Origin of the sequence: Rhizobacter sp. LjRoot28 (assembly GCF_964253025.1) — a bacterium.
In the GTDB taxonomy this organism is placed as follows: domain Bacteria; phylum Pseudomonadota; class Gammaproteobacteria; order Burkholderiales; family Burkholderiaceae_C; genus Rhizobacter.
Genome location: NZ_CAXUQC020000001.1, coordinates 2,265,894 through 2,280,467, shown reverse-complemented (window position 1 = coordinate 2,280,467; position 14,574 = coordinate 2,265,894). Strand labels below are relative to the sequence as shown.

14 protein-coding genes are annotated in these 14,574 nt (G+C 68.9%); 11 read left to right on the top strand and 3 right to left on the bottom strand.

Going from position 1 to position 14,574, the window contains the following annotated elements:
* Positions 1-14: 14 nt before the first annotated feature.
* A complete protein-coding gene (locus tag ACSQ2F_RS10515; protein ID WP_436022479.1) occupies positions 15-491 on the bottom strand; it encodes a peroxiredoxin in 477 nt (158 codons plus the stop codon).
* A gap of 125 nt (positions 492-616) precedes the next feature.
* Positions 617-997, bottom strand: coding sequence for an Mth938-like domain-containing protein (locus ACSQ2F_RS10510; protein ID WP_436022477.1), 381 nt, complete (start codon positions 995-997; stop codon positions 617-619).
* A 69-nt stretch (positions 998-1,066) separates the two neighbouring features.
* On the opposite strand from ACSQ2F_RS10510, the gene ACSQ2F_RS10505 reads away from it, so the two are divergent.
* From ACSQ2F_RS10505 to clpB, 10 genes are all read left to right on the top strand, one after another.
* Positions 1,067-2,293, top strand: a complete 1,227-nt coding sequence (locus ACSQ2F_RS10505; protein WP_436022475.1) for a pyridoxal phosphate-dependent aminotransferase — start codon at positions 1,067-1,069, stop codon at positions 2,291-2,293.
* Between the two features lie 50 nt (positions 2,294-2,343).
* Entirely contained in the window at positions 2,344-3,654 is a 1,311-nt protein-coding gene (locus tag ACSQ2F_RS10500) for a homoserine dehydrogenase (RefSeq protein ID WP_436022473.1), read from the top strand.
* 1 nt (position 3,655) lies between these two features.
* Complete coding sequence (gene thrC / locus ACSQ2F_RS10495; protein WP_436022471.1) at positions 3,656-5,071, top strand: threonine synthase; 1,416 nt, start codon at positions 3,656-3,658, stop codon at positions 5,069-5,071.
* Between the two features lie 21 nt (positions 5,072-5,092).
* Positions 5,093-5,641 (top strand): molybdopterin-guanine dinucleotide biosynthesis protein B, encoded by a 549-nt coding sequence (gene mobB, locus ACSQ2F_RS10490; RefSeq protein ID WP_436022469.1) that lies wholly within the window; start codon positions 5,093-5,095, stop codon positions 5,639-5,641.
* The gene (locus tag ACSQ2F_RS10485) at positions 5,595-6,851 is read left to right on the top strand and encodes a molybdopterin molybdotransferase MoeA (RefSeq protein ID WP_436022467.1); all 1,257 of its coding nucleotides are present in this window, start codon (positions 5,595-5,597) and stop codon (positions 6,849-6,851) included. Before mobB ends, ACSQ2F_RS10485 begins: the two co-directional genes overlap by 47 nt.
* On the top strand, positions 6,848-7,099 hold the full coding sequence (locus ACSQ2F_RS10480; RefSeq protein ID WP_436022464.1) for a MoaD/ThiS family protein: 252 nt from the start codon (positions 6,848-6,850) through the stop codon (positions 7,097-7,099). The genes ACSQ2F_RS10485 and ACSQ2F_RS10480 overlap by 4 nt, the downstream gene beginning before the upstream one ends.
* Before the next feature lie 4 nt (positions 7,100-7,103).
* Entirely contained in the window at positions 7,104-7,589 is a 486-nt protein-coding gene (locus ACSQ2F_RS10475; protein ID WP_436022462.1) for a molybdenum cofactor biosynthesis protein MoaE, read from the top strand.
* Between the two features lie 61 nt (positions 7,590-7,650).
* Positions 7,651-8,052 (top strand): CrcB family protein, encoded by a 402-nt coding sequence (locus ACSQ2F_RS10470; RefSeq protein ID WP_436022460.1) that lies wholly within the window; start codon positions 7,651-7,653, stop codon positions 8,050-8,052.
* Positions 8,053-8,089: 37 nt separating this feature from the next.
* Positions 8,090-8,629 carry a hypothetical protein gene (locus tag ACSQ2F_RS10465; RefSeq protein WP_436022458.1) on the top strand — a complete coding sequence of 180 codons (540 nt, stop codon included), beginning with the start codon at positions 8,090-8,092 and terminating at the stop codon, positions 8,627-8,629.
* A gap of 48 nt (positions 8,630-8,677) precedes the next feature.
* Positions 8,678-11,272, top strand: coding sequence for an ATP-dependent chaperone ClpB (clpB, locus tag ACSQ2F_RS10460; protein ID WP_436022456.1), 2,595 nt, complete (start codon positions 8,678-8,680; stop codon positions 11,270-11,272).
* A 138-nt stretch (positions 11,273-11,410) separates the two neighbouring features.
* On the opposite strand, the gene ACSQ2F_RS10455 is transcribed toward clpB, so the two are convergent.
* On the bottom strand, positions 11,411-12,667 hold the full coding sequence (locus tag ACSQ2F_RS10455) for a hypothetical protein (RefSeq protein WP_436022454.1): 1,257 nt from the start codon (positions 12,665-12,667) through the stop codon (positions 11,411-11,413).
* A 207-nt stretch (positions 12,668-12,874) separates the two neighbouring features.
* Between ACSQ2F_RS10455 and nadB the strand changes: the two genes are divergently transcribed.
* Positions 12,875-14,548 carry an L-aspartate oxidase gene (gene nadB, locus ACSQ2F_RS10450; RefSeq protein ID WP_436022452.1) on the top strand — a complete coding sequence of 558 codons (1,674 nt, stop codon included), beginning with the start codon at positions 12,875-12,877 and terminating at the stop codon, positions 14,546-14,548.
* Positions 14,549-14,574 lie beyond the last annotated feature (26 nt).

The window sequence follows — 14,574 nt, the reverse complement described above, 5'->3', positions numbered from 1 at the left end:
GCGAACCGCCGGGGTCAGGCTGCCTTCTTCAGCGCCTTCACTTCCTTCAGCACTTCGTCGACGTGCCCCGCCACCTTGAGCCCGCGCCACTCGGCCCGCAGCACGCCGCTGCCATCGATGAGGAACGTCGAGCGCTCGATGCCCTTGACCTTCTTGCCGTACATGATCTTGTTCTTGACCACGCCGAACATGTGGCACAGCTTCTCTTCGGTATCGGCGATCAGCTCGAAGGGCAGTTCCAGGTTCTGCTTGAACTTGTCGTGCGAACTCATGTTGTCGCGGGAGACGCCGAAGACGATGGCGCCCGCCTTCACGAAGTCCTTGTGACGGTCACGGAATTGCATGGCCTCCGTGGTGCACCCTGGGGTATTGTCTTTCGGGTAGAAGTACAAGACGACGGTTTGCCCCGCGAATGCCTGTGGCGTGAACTTCACGCCACCGGTTGCGAGCGCTTCAAATTCCGGGAGGGGTTTGTTGAGGGCTGGCGTCATGAAGAATTCTGGGAAGTTGCGCCTTTGGGGGAAGGCGTAGCCCGCAATTATAAGCCCTGGCCGGTTATCGATCCCGGGGCTGACCGGTCCGCACTTAGGGGGATAGCATCAGCCGTGCGCGACGCTCATGTCCCGGCCGACAGCACCGCCGCCAGAACCACCGAGCGGCCTTCGGCGGCCAGCACGTTGTAGGTGCGGCAGGCCGCGCCGGTGTCCATGGTCTCGAGGCCGATCCCTCGTTCGATCAGTGGACGCATCAGGGCAGCCGCTGGAAAACGGATGCGCGGCCCGGAGCCGAAGATCACCAGCTCCGGCTTCAGGGCGGCCACCCGGGCGAAGTGATCGGCGGTCAACTGCTCGAAGCCTGCCACCTGCCAATCGATGATCTCACCCACCCAGGGCACGATCACGCTGTGGCGGTAGACGGTCGTGTTGACCGAGATCTCGCCCGGTCCGTGACCGAACACGGCGTTGACGCCTTCGAGGCGGTCGGGATGGAGTTTCATATGGTTAAATTATAGGTTTTGCGCGGCCGCACAAGCGATGCTGCGCCCTTGACCCCTCCGGGAGCCCGTGTGAAACCCATCCTCAAATCCGGCAAGCTGGCCAACGTCGCCTACGACATCCGTGGGCCCGTGCTCGACAAGGCCCGCCAGATGGAGGAAGAGGGCCACAAGATCATCAAGCTGAACATCGGCAACGTCGCCGCGTTCGGCCTCGAGCCGCCCGATGAGATCGTGCAGGACATGATCCGCAACCTCCCGTCCGCGGCCGGCTATACCGACAGCAAGGGCTTGTTCGCGCCTCGCAAGGCGGTCGTGCACTACATGCAGTCCAAGCACGTCCAGGGCGTGTCGGTGGACGACGTCTACCTCGGCAACGGCGCCTCCGAACTCATCGCCATGGCGATGAACGCCTTGCTCAACGACGGCGACGAAGTGCTCATCCCGGCGCCCGACTACCCGCTGCACACCGCGGTGGTGGGACTGTCCGGCGGCACGCCGGTGCACTACGTGTGCGACGAGCAGTCGGACTGGATGCCCGACATCGCCGACATCCGCAGCAAGGTCACGCCGCGCACCAAGGGCATCGTCGTGATCAACCCGAACAACCCGACCGGTGCGGTGTATCCCGACAGCGTGCTGCTCGAGATCGTGCAGATTGCCCGGGAGCACGACCTGATCGTGTTCGCCGACGAGATCTACGACAAGACCCTGTACGACGGTGCGAAGCACACCAGCATCGCCTCGCTCGCCGACGACGTGCTGTTCGTCACCTTCAACGGCCTCTCGAAGAACTACCGCTCCTGCGGCTACCGCGCCGGATGGATGGTGGTCTCCGGCGAGAAGCGCCCGGCGCAGGACTACATCGAAGGCCTGAACATGCTCGCGTCGTTGCGCCTGTGCGCCAACACGCCTGGCCAGCTGGCCATCCAGACGGCCCTCGGCGGCTACCAGAGCATCGACGACCTGGTTGCCCCCGGCGGGCGCTTGCGCCGCCAGCGCGACCTGGCCCACCAGCTGCTGACCGACATCCCGGGCGTGACCTGCGTGAAGCCCAAGGGTGCCCTGTACATGTTCCCCCGCCTGGATCCCAAGATGTACCCCATCGTCGACGACCAGCAGTTCGCCTACGACCTGCTGGCCGAGGAGAAGGTGCTGATCGTGCAGGGCACGGGCTTCAACTGGTTCCACCCCGACCACTTCCGCCTGGTGTTCCTGCCCAACTCGGACGACCTCTCCGAGTCCATCGCCCGCATCGCCCGATTCCTGCACGGCTATCGCAAACGCCACGCCACCTGATTTTCCAGCGTCCTGAACTCCCTACTGCGGCCCACGAGGCCGGTCTGACCATGAAACCCATCCAAGTCGGCCTCCTGGGCATCGGCACCGTCGGCAGCGGCACGTACAACGTGCTCCTTCGCAACGAGGAGGAGATCCGCCGTCGCGCGGGCCGCAGCATTCGCATTGCGATGGTGGCCGACCTGGATACCGAACGTGCGCGCAGCGTCGTCGGCAAGGATGTCGAGGTGGTCGGGGATGCGCGCCAGGTGATCGCCAACCCGGACATCGACATCGTGGTCGAGCTGATCGGCGGCTACGGCGTGGCCCGTGCACTGGTGCTCGAGGCCATTGCGGCCGGCAAGCATGTGGTCACGGCGAACAAGGCCTTGCTGGCGGTGCACGGCACCGAGATCTTCGCCGCGGCGCAGGCCAAGGGCGTGGTCGTCGCCTTCGAGGCCGCGGTGGCCGGCGGCATCCCCATCATCAAGACCCTGCGCGAAGGCCTGACGGCCAACCGCATCGAGTGGCTGGCCGGCATCATCAACGGCACCACGAACTTCATCCTGTCGGAGATGCGCGACAAGGGCCTCAACTTCGACGTGGTGCTCAAGGAAGCGCAGCGGCTCGGGTACGCCGAAGCCGACCCGACCTTCGACATCGAGGGCATCGACGCCGCCCACAAGGTGACGCTGATGAGCGCCATCGCTTTCGGCATCCCGGTGCAGTTCGATCGCGCCTATGTCGAGGGGATCACCCAGCTCTCGGCGGCCGACATCACCTACGCCGAACAACTGGGCTACCGCATCAAGCTGCTCGGCATCACCAAGCGCCGTGACACCGGCATCGAACTGCGCGTGCACCCGACCCTCGTCCCGGCCAAGCGCCTCATTGCCAATGTCGAAGGCGCGATGAACGCGGTGGTGGTGCACGGCGACGCCGTCGGCACCACGCTGTACTACGGCAAGGGCGCCGGCAGCGAGCCCACCGCCTCCGCCGTGGTCGCCGACCTGGTCGACATCACCCGCCTGCACACCGCCGACCCGGACCATCGCGTGCCCCACCTGGCCTTCCAGCCGGGCGAGCTGACGAACACGCCGGTGCTCGCCATGGAGGAGGTCGTCACCTCGTTCTACCTGCGCCTGCAGGTGGCCGACGAAGCCGGGGTGCTGGCCCGCATCACCGGCATCCTCGCCGACCGCAAGATCTCGATCGACGCGCTGCTGCAGCGCGAGTCGGCCGAGGGCGAGGCACAGACCGACGTCATCATCCTCACGCACGACACCCGCGAGGGCGACATGAACCAGGCCATCGCCGCGATGCAGGCCCTGCCCACCGTGCTGGCGCCCATCGTGCGCATCCGCAAAGAGGAACTGAGCTGACATGAAGTACATCAGCACGCGCGCTGCCGCGGCCGACGCCGCGCCACGCGGCTTCTCGGACATCCTCCTCGAGGGCCTCGCGCCCGATGGCGGCCTGTACCTGCCCACGCACTACCCGGTGATCGGCCGGGCGACGCTGGCCCAGTGGCGTGCGTTGCCGTACCCGGAGCTCGCCTTCGAGATCCTGTCGCGCTTCATCGACGACATCCCGGCCCATGACCTGCGCGAGATCACCCGCCGCACCTACACCCGCGAGGTGTTCGGGACCGACGCCATCGTGCCGCTGAAGACGCTCGAGCCCGGGCTGCACCTGGAGGCCTTGTCCAACGGCCCCACGCTCGCGTTCAAGGACATGGCGATGCAGCTGCTCGGCAACCTGTTCGAGTACGAACTGGGCCGCCGTGGCGAGACGCTCAACATCCTCGGGGCCACCTCGGGCGACACCGGCAGCGCGGCCGAGTACGCCATGCGCGGCAAGAAGGGCGTGAACGTGTTCATGCTGTCGCCGCTCGGCCGCATGAGCCCGTTCCAGCAGGCGCAGATGTTCAGCCTGCAGGACCCGAACATTCACAACATCGCCATCCAGGGCGTGTTCGACGACTGCCAGGACATCGTCAAGGCGGTGTCCAACGACCTGGCCTTCAAGCGCCAGCACAAGATCGGCACCGTCAACTCGATCAACTGGGCACGCCTGCTGGCCCAGGTCGTGTACTACTTCGCCGGCTACTTCCAGGCGACGACCTCCGACGACGAGCAGGTGAGCTTCGCCGTGCCCTCGGGCAACTTCGGCAACATCTGCGCCGGCCACGTTGCCCGCATGATGGGCCTGCCGATCAAGCACCTGGTGCTGGCCACCAACGAGAACCGGGTGCTCGACGAGTTCTTCCGCACGGGCACCTACCGCCCGCGCGCCAGCGCCGAGACCTTCGAGACCTCGAGCCCCTCGATGGACATCTCCAAGGCTTCGAACTTCGAGCGCTTCGTGTTCGACCTTCTGGGCCGGGACGGCACGGCGACCCGTGACCTCTTCAAGACGCAACTGGAGCAGCAGGGCCACTTCACCGTGACGCCGGAGCAGTTCGCGCGCATCGCCGGGTATGGCTTCCAGTCGGGCTTCAGCACCCATGCGGAGCGCCTGGCCACCATCCGCGACACCTGGACGCGCTTCGGCACGATGATCGACACCCACACGGCCGACGGCCTGAAGGTGGCCGCCGAGTACCAGGAGCCCGGGGTGCCGATGATCGTGCTCGAAACGGCGCTGCCGGTGAAGTTCGCCGACACCATCGTGGAAGCGCTGGGCCGTCAACCCGAACGTCCCGCCGCCCTGGAAGGCATCGAGCAGCTGCCCAAGCGCTTCGAGGCGATGCCGGCCGATGCGGAGCGGGTGAAGCAGTTCATCGCCACCCATGCCTGAGCGGCTGCAGGTCGTCCGGGCATGAAGGTCGTCGGCTTCTGCGGCTACTCCGGCTCGGGCAAGACCACGCTCATCGAGCAGGTCATCCCGGCCCTCAAGGCGACCGGGGCACGCGTGTCGGTCGTCAAGCACGCCCACCATCGCTTCGACATCGACCACCCCGGCAAGGATTCCTGGCGCCATCGCCAGGCCGGCGCCTTCGAGACCATCATTGCCTCGGACCGGCGCCTTGCCATCGTGCGCGAGTACGAGGTGCAGGCCGAGACGGGCGTCCACCAGATGCTGGCCGAACTCTCGGGCTGCGACTGGGCGATCGTCGAAGGTTTCAAGCATGCCGACCTGCCGAAGGTGGAGGTCTGGCGTGGCGTGACCGGCCACCCGGTCCAGTACCCGGTCGACCCGTTCATCGTCGCCGTGGCGACGGACGATCCGGGCGCATTGCCCGAGCCGACCGGCCTGCCGCGCCTGCGGCTCGACGACGCGGCCGGCGTGGTGGCCTTCCTGCTTTCGGACCCCGCACGCTATGAGTACAACCCTCCCGAATTCCCGTCCGCCGCTGCTGGCGCTTGACGAGGCGCTGGTCCGGCTGCGCGATGCCGTCGCGCCGCTGGAAGGAAGCGACACCGTGTCCACCTTCGACGGCCTCGGCCGTGTGCTGGCACGCGACGTGGTGGCCCAGGTCGACGTGCCGCCCGCTGACAACAGCGCCATGGACGGCTATGCACTGCGTGTGGCCGACGTGGGTGTGGCCGGTACGGTGCTGCCGGTGAGCCAGCGGGTGGCCGCCGGGCAGGTGGGGGCGACGCTCGCCCCCGGCAGCGCGGCGCGCATCTTCACGGGTGCGCCCGTGCCCGACGGCGCAGACGCCGTCGTGATGCAGGAGCAGTGCGAGCCGGTCGACGCGGGTGTGAAGATCGGGATCGTGCCCTCGACCGGGCTTGCGATTCGCCGGCGCGGTGAGGACGTGGCCCGGGGCAGCGTGGTGCTTCCCGCCGGTACGCGCCTGACCCCGCAGGCGCTCGGCCTGGCTGCCTCGGTGGGCGCCGCGACGCTGGACGTGGTGCGCCGGCCGCGGGTGGCGCTGTTCTCCACCGGCGACGAACTGGCCATGCCCGGCGAGGCCCTGAAGCCCGGCGCCATCTACAACTCGAACCGGTTCACCCTCCGCGCGCTGCTCGAAGCGGCGGGGGCGGAGTGCACCGACCTCGGCATCGTGCCCGACCGCCTGGACGCCACGCGCGAGGCGCTTCGACGCGCGGCCGAGGGGCACGACCTCATCGTCACGAGCGGAGGCGTGTCCGATGGCGAGGAGGATCACCTGCGACCCGCACTGCTCGCCGAGGGCGGGCTCGACCTCTGGCAGCTCGCCATCAAGCCCGGCAAGCCGCTCGCGTTCGGCAGCGTGCGCCGGCCTGCAGGGCAGGGCGGGGCTGGCGACCAACCGGTGTGGTTCATCGGCCTGCCGGGCAACCCGGTCTCGAGCTTCGTCACCTTCCTGCTGGCCGCTCGCGTGGTGCTGCGCCGTCTGCAAGGCGCCGACGCCGAATTGCCGGCGCCGCTGATGGTGCGCGCCGATTTCGCCTGGCCCGGCGACCGTCGCCGCGAGTTCCTGCGCGTGCGTCGCAACGCCCAGGGCGGGCTCGACCTTTTCCCCAACCAGGGGTCCGGGGTGCTCACCTCGGCGGTGTGGGGTGACGGCCTGGTGGACAATCCATCGCAGACGGCCATCGCACGGGGCGATCTCGTGCGCTATGTGCCGTTCTCGGAGTGGCTCGCATGAAGGTGACCCTGAAGTTCTTCGCCTCGCTGCGCGAGGCGCTCGGCCCCGGCGAAGTGCTGGAGCTGCCGGACGGCCTGACCGTCGCCGAAGTGCGGCAGCGGCTGCAAGCCCGCGATGCGGCGCATGCGCAGGCGCTCGACGGCCAGCGCGCCCTGCGGGCCGCCCTGGACCAGACGCTGTGCCGCGACGATGCCGTGGTGACGGACGGCGCCGAGCTGGCGTTCTTCCCGCCGGTGACAGGGGGCTGATCCCATGACGGCCGCTGCACGCGTCTCCGTCCAGACCGCCGACTTTGACCTGGCCGCCGAGGTGTCCGCCCTGCGTGCCGGAGACGGTGGCGTCGGTGCCGTCGTGAGCTTCGTCGGCACGGTACGTGACCGCAGCGAGGGCCGGGGCGTCTCCCTGATGGAGCTCGAACACTACCCGGGCATGACCGAGCGTGCCATCGAGGCCATGATCGACGCGGCGATGGCGCGCTTCGACATCCGCGCTGCCCGGGTCATCCACCGGGTCGGTCCGCTGCGGGCCTGCGACCAGATCGTGCTCGTCGTGGTCAGCTCCGCCCACCGCGGCCAGGCTTTCCAGGCGTGCGAATTCCTGATGGACTACCTCAAGACGCAGGCGCCCTTCTGGAAGAAGGAGCACACGCCCGAAGGTGCGCACTGGGTGGACGCCCGCAGCCATGACGACGAGGCCCTGGCGCGCTGGGGCATCGACAGCGGCAACGTGGCGCCATGAGTGCCTTGCGCGGGCGCGATCGCGACCTGATGTCCCGTACGCAGGCCATGGCGGGCGCCGCATGAGCGGCTCGATGCAGGCCTGGTTGCAGGGCGCTGCGGTGGCCGCGGGCGCTGCGGTCGGTGCGGTGCTGCGCTGGCGCGCGGGCGTGTGGCTGAACAGCGCGTACGCGCCGCTGCCGCTCGGAACGCTGCTCGTCAATTGCGTGGGCGGCCTGCTCATCGGCGTGGCCCTGGTGGCGTTCGAACGGCTGCCCAACGAGCTGATGCGCCTCCTGCTGGTCACCGGCTTCCTCGGCGGGTTGACGACCTTCTCCGCCTTCTCGGGCGAGTCCCTCGGTCTGCTCCAGCGAGGCGCCTGGCCATGGGCGCTCGTGCACACCGCGGCCCATGTCGTGGGCGCCCTCGGCTGCGCGGCCTTCGGTGCGGCGGCGGCACGCGGGCTGTTCGGCGCCGCCGCGTGAGCTTTGCACGCCCGGCGCCCGAGGCGTTCCGGGTGTCATGGAAGGTTCATCGCCGGTCGGGACACTGGCCCGCTCCACGCCTTCCCCGCACACGATGGAACGCCACCTGTCGCCCCGCAAGACTCCGCTCGCCCACGAGTGGCTCGCCCGCCGCGACACCCGGCTCGACCGGGCCCGTCGGGCGCTGCTCATCACCGTCGATGGCCGCCGCAGCGGCGCCGAACTGGCGCACCTCGCCCAGGGCCTGGGGCTGGACGACCGCGTCTTCGGCGAGCTCCAGGCCGACGGGCTGATCGCCTGGCCGACGGTCATCGCGGCGGCCCCGCCGGCGCGGGTCACGAAACCGGCCGCCGCCTTGTCACTGGCCGGCGCGAAGCTCTACGCGCTCGACCTCGTCACCCTGATGCTGGGCGGGCGCGACGAGTCGCTGCGGGCGCTGGCCCCCGAGGTGCAGAGCCGCGAGGCGCTGGTGGCCTGGTGCGAGATCGCGGCTCGCGCCATCGAGGCGCACGCCGGAATTGACCGGGCGCAACGCTTCCTGGAAAAGACGACGGCGGTCCTGCCCGCCGAGGCTTGAAAAGGCCAGTGCTCTCCTCACATGATGCGCAATCGGAGGATTGTTCACATGCGACTCGACAAGCTCACCACCCAGTTCCAGACCGCGCTGTCCGAGGCTCAGAGCCTGGCCCTTGCGCGCGACAACCCGTACATCGAACCGGCCCACGTGCTGGCCGCAATGCTTGCCCAGCCCGAAGGCCCCAAGGCGCTCATCGAGCGCGCCGGCGTGAAGGCGCAAGCCCTGCAGACCGCCCTCGACGGCGCCATGCGCAAACTGCCGCAAGTGCAGGGCGGCGAGCCCGTGCAGGCCAGCCGCGACACCGCGGCCTTGCTGCAGGCCGCGGAGAAGGAAGCCACGCGGCGGGGCGACCAGTTCATCGCCAGCGAGATGTTCCTGCTGGCGGCGACCGACAGCAAGTCGGGCATCGGCACGGTCCTCAAGGAAAGCGGCCTCACCCGCAAGGCGCTCGAGGGCGCCATCGATGCCGTCCGAGGCGGCCAGAAGGTCGACAACCCCGACGCCGAAGGGCAGCGCGAGGCGCTGAAGAAGTACACCCTCGACCTGACCGACCGTGCCCGCCAGGGCAAGCTCGACCCGGTCATCGGCCGCGACGACGAGATCCGCCGCGCCATCCAGGTGCTGCAGCGCCGCTCCAAGAACAACCCGGTGCTCATCGGCGAGCCGGGCGTCGGCAAGACGGCCATCGTCGAGGGCCTGGCCCAGCGCATCGTCTCGGGTGAGGTGCCCGATTCGCTGAAGAACAAGCGCGTGCTGGTGCTCGACATGGCCTTGCTGCTGGCCGGCGCCAAGTACCGCGGGGACTTCGAGGAGCGCCTCAAGGGCGTGCTGAAGGAAGTGGCCCAGGACGAGGGCCGCACCATCCTCTTCATCGACGAGATCCACACCATGGTGGGCGCGGGCAAGGCCGAGGGCGCCATCGACGCCGGCAACATGCTCAAGCCCGCGCTCGCCCGCGGCGAGCTGCACTGCATCGGCGCGACCACCCTCGACGAATACCGCAAGTACGTCGAGAAGGACGCCGCGCTGGAACGCCGCTTCCAGAAGGTGCTGGTGGGCGAGCCCACCGTGGAGGCGACGATCGCCATCCTGCGGGGCCTCCAGGAGAAGTACGAGGTGCACCATGGCGTCGAAATCACCGACCCGGCCATCGTGGCCGCGGCCGAGCTCAGCCACCGCTACATCACCGACCGTTTCCTGCCCGACAAGGCGATCGACCTGATCGACGAGGCCGCGGCCAAGATCAAGATCGAGATCGACTCCAAGCCGGAGCTGATGGACCGCCTCGACCGCCGGCTCATCCAGCTGCAGATCGAGCGGGAGGCGGTGCGCCGCGAGAAGGACGAGTCCTCCCAGAAGCGCTTCGCCCTCATCGAGGAGGAGATCGCCAAGCTGCAGCGCGAGGCTGCCGACCTGGACGAGATCTGGAAGGCCGAGAAGGCCGCCGCCCAAGGCTCTGCCCACGTCAAGGAGGAGATCGACCGCATCCGCACGCAGATCGAGGACCTCAAGCGCAAGGGCGACTTCAACAAGGTGGCCGAGCTCCAGTACGGCCGGCTGCCCGAACTCGAGCGCACCCTGAAGGAAGCCCAGGCCAAGGAAGTGAAGAAGGGCGCTGCGACCGAGGGGCGGCCGCAACTGCTGCGCACCATGGTGGGCGCCGAGGAAATTGCCGAGGTGGTCGCGCGGGCCACCGGCATTCCGGTTGCCAAGCTGATGCAGGGGGAGCGCGACAAGCTGCTGCAGATGGAAGGCAAGCTGCATGAGCGGGTGGTGGGCCAGGAGGAGGCGATTGCCGCGGTGTCGAACGCCATCCGGCGCTCCCGCTCGGGCCTGTCCGACCCGAACCGCCCCACCGGCTCCTTCCTGTTCCTCGGTCCGACCGGGGTCGGCAAGACGGAGCTGTGCAAGGCCCTGGCGGGCTTCCTGTTCGACAGTGAAGACCACCTCATCCGCATCGACATGAGCGAGTTCATGGAGAAGCACTCGGTGAGCCGCCTCATCGGTGCCCCTCCGGGCTATGTCGGCTACGACGAAGGCGGTGGCCTGACCGAGGCCGTGCGACGCAAGCCCTACAGCGTGGTGCTGCTCGACGAGGTGGAGAAGGCGCACCCGGACGTGTTCAACGTGCTGCTGCAGGTGCTGGACGATGGCCGGCTCACCGATGGCCAGGGCCGTACCGTGGACTTCAAGAACACGGTGATCGTGATGACCTCCAACCTCGGCTCGCACCAGATCATGCAGCTGGCCGGGCAGCCGAGCGAGGTCATTCGCGACGCCGTCTGGGCCGAGGTCAAGCAGCACTTCCGCCCGGAGTTCCTGAACCGGATCGACGAGACGGTGGTGTTCCATGCGCTCGACCGGGCCAACATCGAGTCCATCGCCAGGATCCAGCTCAAGACGCTCGAGAAGCGCCTGGAGAAGATGGAGATGAAGCTCGACGTGTCGCCGGCAGCCCTGGCCGAGCTGGCCAAGGCCGGCTTCGACCCGGTGTTCGGCGCGCGGCCGCTGAAGCGGGCCATCCAGCAGCACCTGGAGAACCCGGTGTCGCGGCTCATCCTCGAGGGCAAGTTCGGTCCGAAGGACGTGATCCCGGTGGACGTGGAGGACGGCGAGTTCGTCTTCAGCCGCATGGTCCACTGAGGGATAGGCCGGCGTGCGGCCTTCCGCCGGCCCGGCCGGCGCATGCCGCCCGCCCGTCATGCCGATCGGCGCCGACCCGCAAGGGCGGCGCTTTTTTTCTTGCCCCGTCGGTCGATGCGACCGCAGGCCGGACGCGGGTCAGGACGAGGGTTCGTCGAAGAGCGCGTCGTGGCGGCCGATCTGCAAGCGGGCCAGCGTGGGATTGGCGTGGTGCATGTCCAGCACGGCATGCAGGGCGACGCCCGGGTGCTTGGGCACGCCACGCAGGAGGAGGTGGTGGTTGCCCACGGTGATGGCCGCTTCCGGCAGGGCATGGCTGAAGCCGAGCGCACGGCTCGTGCCGCCCAGTGCCGCCAGCAGCGAGGCACCCTGCGTGGCGAGCTCCTCGGGACCGGGGCGCGCGCCGGCGTGCACCAGGGGGCGGCCTCCGGCGATCTCGAACACGCAGCAGCTGACCACCCCGGGCAGGTCGGCCAGCAAGCGGACATAGCGGCCGAGCGTCGACTCCACCACGGGCGTGCCCTGACGGCGAAGCGGCGGCATCGGCGTCATGCGGGCGCTTGACGACGACGCGGGCGGTGCCGGCGCGGGCGTCGGCTGGACGGGCGCAGCGGCCGGCGCAGCCTGTTCGCGCAGCTTGTTGAACGCGCCGCTGATGAACGACCAGGCATCCGCCGGCCGTGTCACCTGTGGGGTGGTGCGCACCTGAACGCCCGTGCCGTTGGCCAGCGCCGGCGCCTCGTGGGCCAGCGTGGCCGCGGAGGCAAGCGGCAGCATCAACAGCTCACGGTTCGGCCACGGGCCGGCGATCATCGCGTCGCGCAGCGGCTCCAGGGACGACTTCAGCAGGTGGGCCGGCAGGTCGCCCACCATCACCACGCCCAGGCGGCTGTAGGCAAGAAGCACACGCGACAGCTGGTGGCGGGTCGCCGTGTCGGCATCCACCTCGGTGGTGTACACCCGAAGCGACCGGCCGTCGCCGGTCGGCAGGTCGAGGAACTCCAGCGTGGCCAGCGGGGTACCGAAGCCCTGGCGACGGATCATCAGTTTCTGCAGGGCGCGCTGGCTGGCGGCGGCCACGCCGGCCAGGAGCTTGCGGGTGGACGCGGTGCCCAGGTCGTGCAGCGCGATGTACTCGGGGCGCAGGTGCTCGAGCTGCTGCTGGACGGCCTCGGCCGGGTCGCATGACACGAACAGCTCGTGCTGGTCGCCGGCCACGTGGCGGCCGATCTGTCCGACGTCCTTCGGGCCGGCGAGGTAGTCGTTCTCGTCACGGGCGAACTGCGTGGGCGCCACCGTCTCCGAGCGCGTCGAACCCCAGTCATCGGGTGCGTCCTTGCCGGGCATGCCGGATGTGGACGAGGCGCGAACGGGCCTCATGGAGATGGCGGTCATGCGGGGGATCCCTCCGGGAGTCGGGCACTCCGGGGCCCGTTGCCCGAAGTATCGCCGATTGTTTCTGAATGTGACGAGCCGTTTTGGCGGCCGGCGCCGGCGATGCGAACGCGGCGAAGCGACATCGTGCTGTCACGGGAGCCATGCCTCGATAGAATCGCGGTCTCCCAGAACTCCCGAAGCGGCTGCGACGGCGGCTTCCCTGTCATGTCCTCCATCGAAGCCGAGTCGTCTGCCCTTCCCGTGGTGATCGTCGGCGCGGGGCTGGCCGGCTTGACCGTCGCGCTGCACCTCGCCGAGCACCGTCCGGTGGTCGTGCTGGCCAAGCGTGGCCTCGACGAAGCGGCCACCGCCTGGGCCCAGGGCGGCATCGTGGGTGTGCTCGGCACCGACGACAGCATCGAGTCCCATGTGCGCGACACGCAGGATGCAGGGGCCGGCCTCGTCGACGAGCACACCGCCCGCTTCATCGCCCAGCACAGCGCGGACGTGATCGCGTGGCTGGTCGAGCGGGGCGTGCCGTTCTCACCCGACCCGGAAGGGCCGCTCGGCCTGCACCTCACCCGCGAAGGCGGCCACGCGGTGCGCCGCATCGCCCACGCTGCCGATGCCACCGGCAAGGCTATCCACGACGTGCTGCTCGACGAAGTGGGCCGCCATCCCAACATCCGCTTGCTCGAACGCTGGATGGCGCTCGACGTCATCACGTCACGCCATCTCAAGCGTGACGAGCCGGCCCGGTGCTACGGCATCTACGCGCTGGACATCGATGCGCAGCGGGTGGAGACACTGCCCGCCTCGGCCGTGGTGATGGCCACCGGTGGTGCCGGCAAGGTGTACCGCTACACCACGAACCCCGAGACCTCCACGGGCGACGGCATCGCCATGGCCTGGCGGGCCGGCTGCCGGGTGGGCAACATGGAATTCATCCAGTTCCACCCGACCTGCCTGTACCACCCGCAGGAGCGCAGCTTCCTCATCACCGAGGCGCTGCGCGGGGAGGGCGGGCGACTGCTGCTGCCCGACGGCACGCGCTTCATGCCGGAGCATGACGAGCGGGGCGAACTGGCGCCGCGGGACATCGTGGCCCGGGCCATCGACTTCGAGATGAAGAAGCACGGCGTCGACTACGTGCTGCTCGACGCGACCCACCTGGGTGAAGCCTTCCTCAAGGAGCACTTTCCCACCATCCATGCCCGCTGCCTGCAGCTCGGCATCGACATCGCCCGCCAGCCGATCCCGGTGGTGCCTGCGGCCCACTACACCTGCGGCGGGGTGGTCACCGACCTGCTCGGGCGCACCGACCTGCCGGGGCTTTACGCGGTGGGCGAGACCACCTACACCGGGCTGCACGGTGCCAACCGCCTGGCCAGCAACTCGCTGCTGGAGTGCGTGGTGTTCGGGCGCACCTGCGCCGAGGACATCCTCTCGCGCCGCACGGGCCCGCATCCGGTGCTGCCCGCGTGGGACGAGAGCAAGGTCGAGAACGCCGACGAACAGGTGGTCATCGCCCACAACTGGGACGAGCTGCGCCTGCTGATGTGGAACTACGTCGGCATCGTGCGCACGACCAAGCGCCTGGAGCGGGCGCTGCACCGCATCCTGCTGCTGCGCAGCGAGATCCAGGACTACTACGCCAACTTCCGTGTCAGCCGCGACTTGCTCGAGCTGCGCAACCTCGTGGACTGCGCCGAACTGATCGTGCGGTCGGCGCTCATGCGCCACGAAAGCCGCGGCCTGCACTACAGCCGCGACTTCCCGCAAACCTTGCCGGTGAGCTTCCCCACGGTGCTGGTGCGTCCGGCCGCGAGCGCCTCGCAGGGCGGCGGCCGGGCCATCGAAGGCAAGGCGCCCGACGTGCTGTCCGGCTGGGGCAACTGAGAGAGGCGCTCAGGCCCCTGCGCTGC

Coding starts and splice junctions, on each gene's coding strand:
- ACSQ2F_RS10480 (WP_436022464.1), top strand. CDS start 6,848: ATGAAGGTGACCCTGAAGTTCTTCGCCTCGCTGCGCGAGGCGCTCGGC.
- mobB (WP_436022469.1), top strand. CDS start 5,093: ATGAAGGTCGTCGGCTTCTGCGGCTACTCCGGCTCGGGCAAGACCACG.
- ACSQ2F_RS10485 (WP_436022467.1), top strand. CDS start 5,595: ATGAGTACAACCCTCCCGAATTCCCGTCCGCCGCTGCTGGCGCTTGAC.
- ACSQ2F_RS10470 (WP_436022460.1), top strand. CDS start 7,651: ATGAGCGGCTCGATGCAGGCCTGGTTGCAGGGCGCTGCGGTGGCCGCG.
- nadB (WP_436022452.1), top strand. CDS start 12,875: ATGTCCTCCATCGAAGCCGAGTCGTCTGCCCTTCCCGTGGTGATCGTC.
- ACSQ2F_RS10475 (WP_436022462.1), top strand. CDS start 7,104: ATGACGGCCGCTGCACGCGTCTCCGTCCAGACCGCCGACTTTGACCTG.
- thrC (WP_436022471.1), top strand. CDS start 3,656: ATGAAGTACATCAGCACGCGCGCTGCCGCGGCCGACGCCGCGCCACGC.
- ACSQ2F_RS10455 (WP_436022454.1), bottom strand. CDS start 12,667: ATGACCGCCATCTCCATGAGGCCCGTTCGCGCCTCGTCCACATCCGGC.
- ACSQ2F_RS10510 (WP_436022477.1), bottom strand. CDS start 997: ATGAAACTCCATCCCGACCGCCTCGAAGGCGTCAACGCCGTGTTCGGT.
- ACSQ2F_RS10465 (WP_436022458.1), top strand. CDS start 8,090: ATGGAAGGTTCATCGCCGGTCGGGACACTGGCCCGCTCCACGCCTTCC.
- ACSQ2F_RS10515 (WP_436022479.1), bottom strand. CDS start 491: ATGACGCCAGCCCTCAACAAACCCCTCCCGGAATTTGAAGCGCTCGCA.
- clpB (WP_436022456.1), top strand. CDS start 8,678: ATGCGACTCGACAAGCTCACCACCCAGTTCCAGACCGCGCTGTCCGAG.
- ACSQ2F_RS10500 (WP_436022473.1), top strand. CDS start 2,344: ATGAAACCCATCCAAGTCGGCCTCCTGGGCATCGGCACCGTCGGCAGC.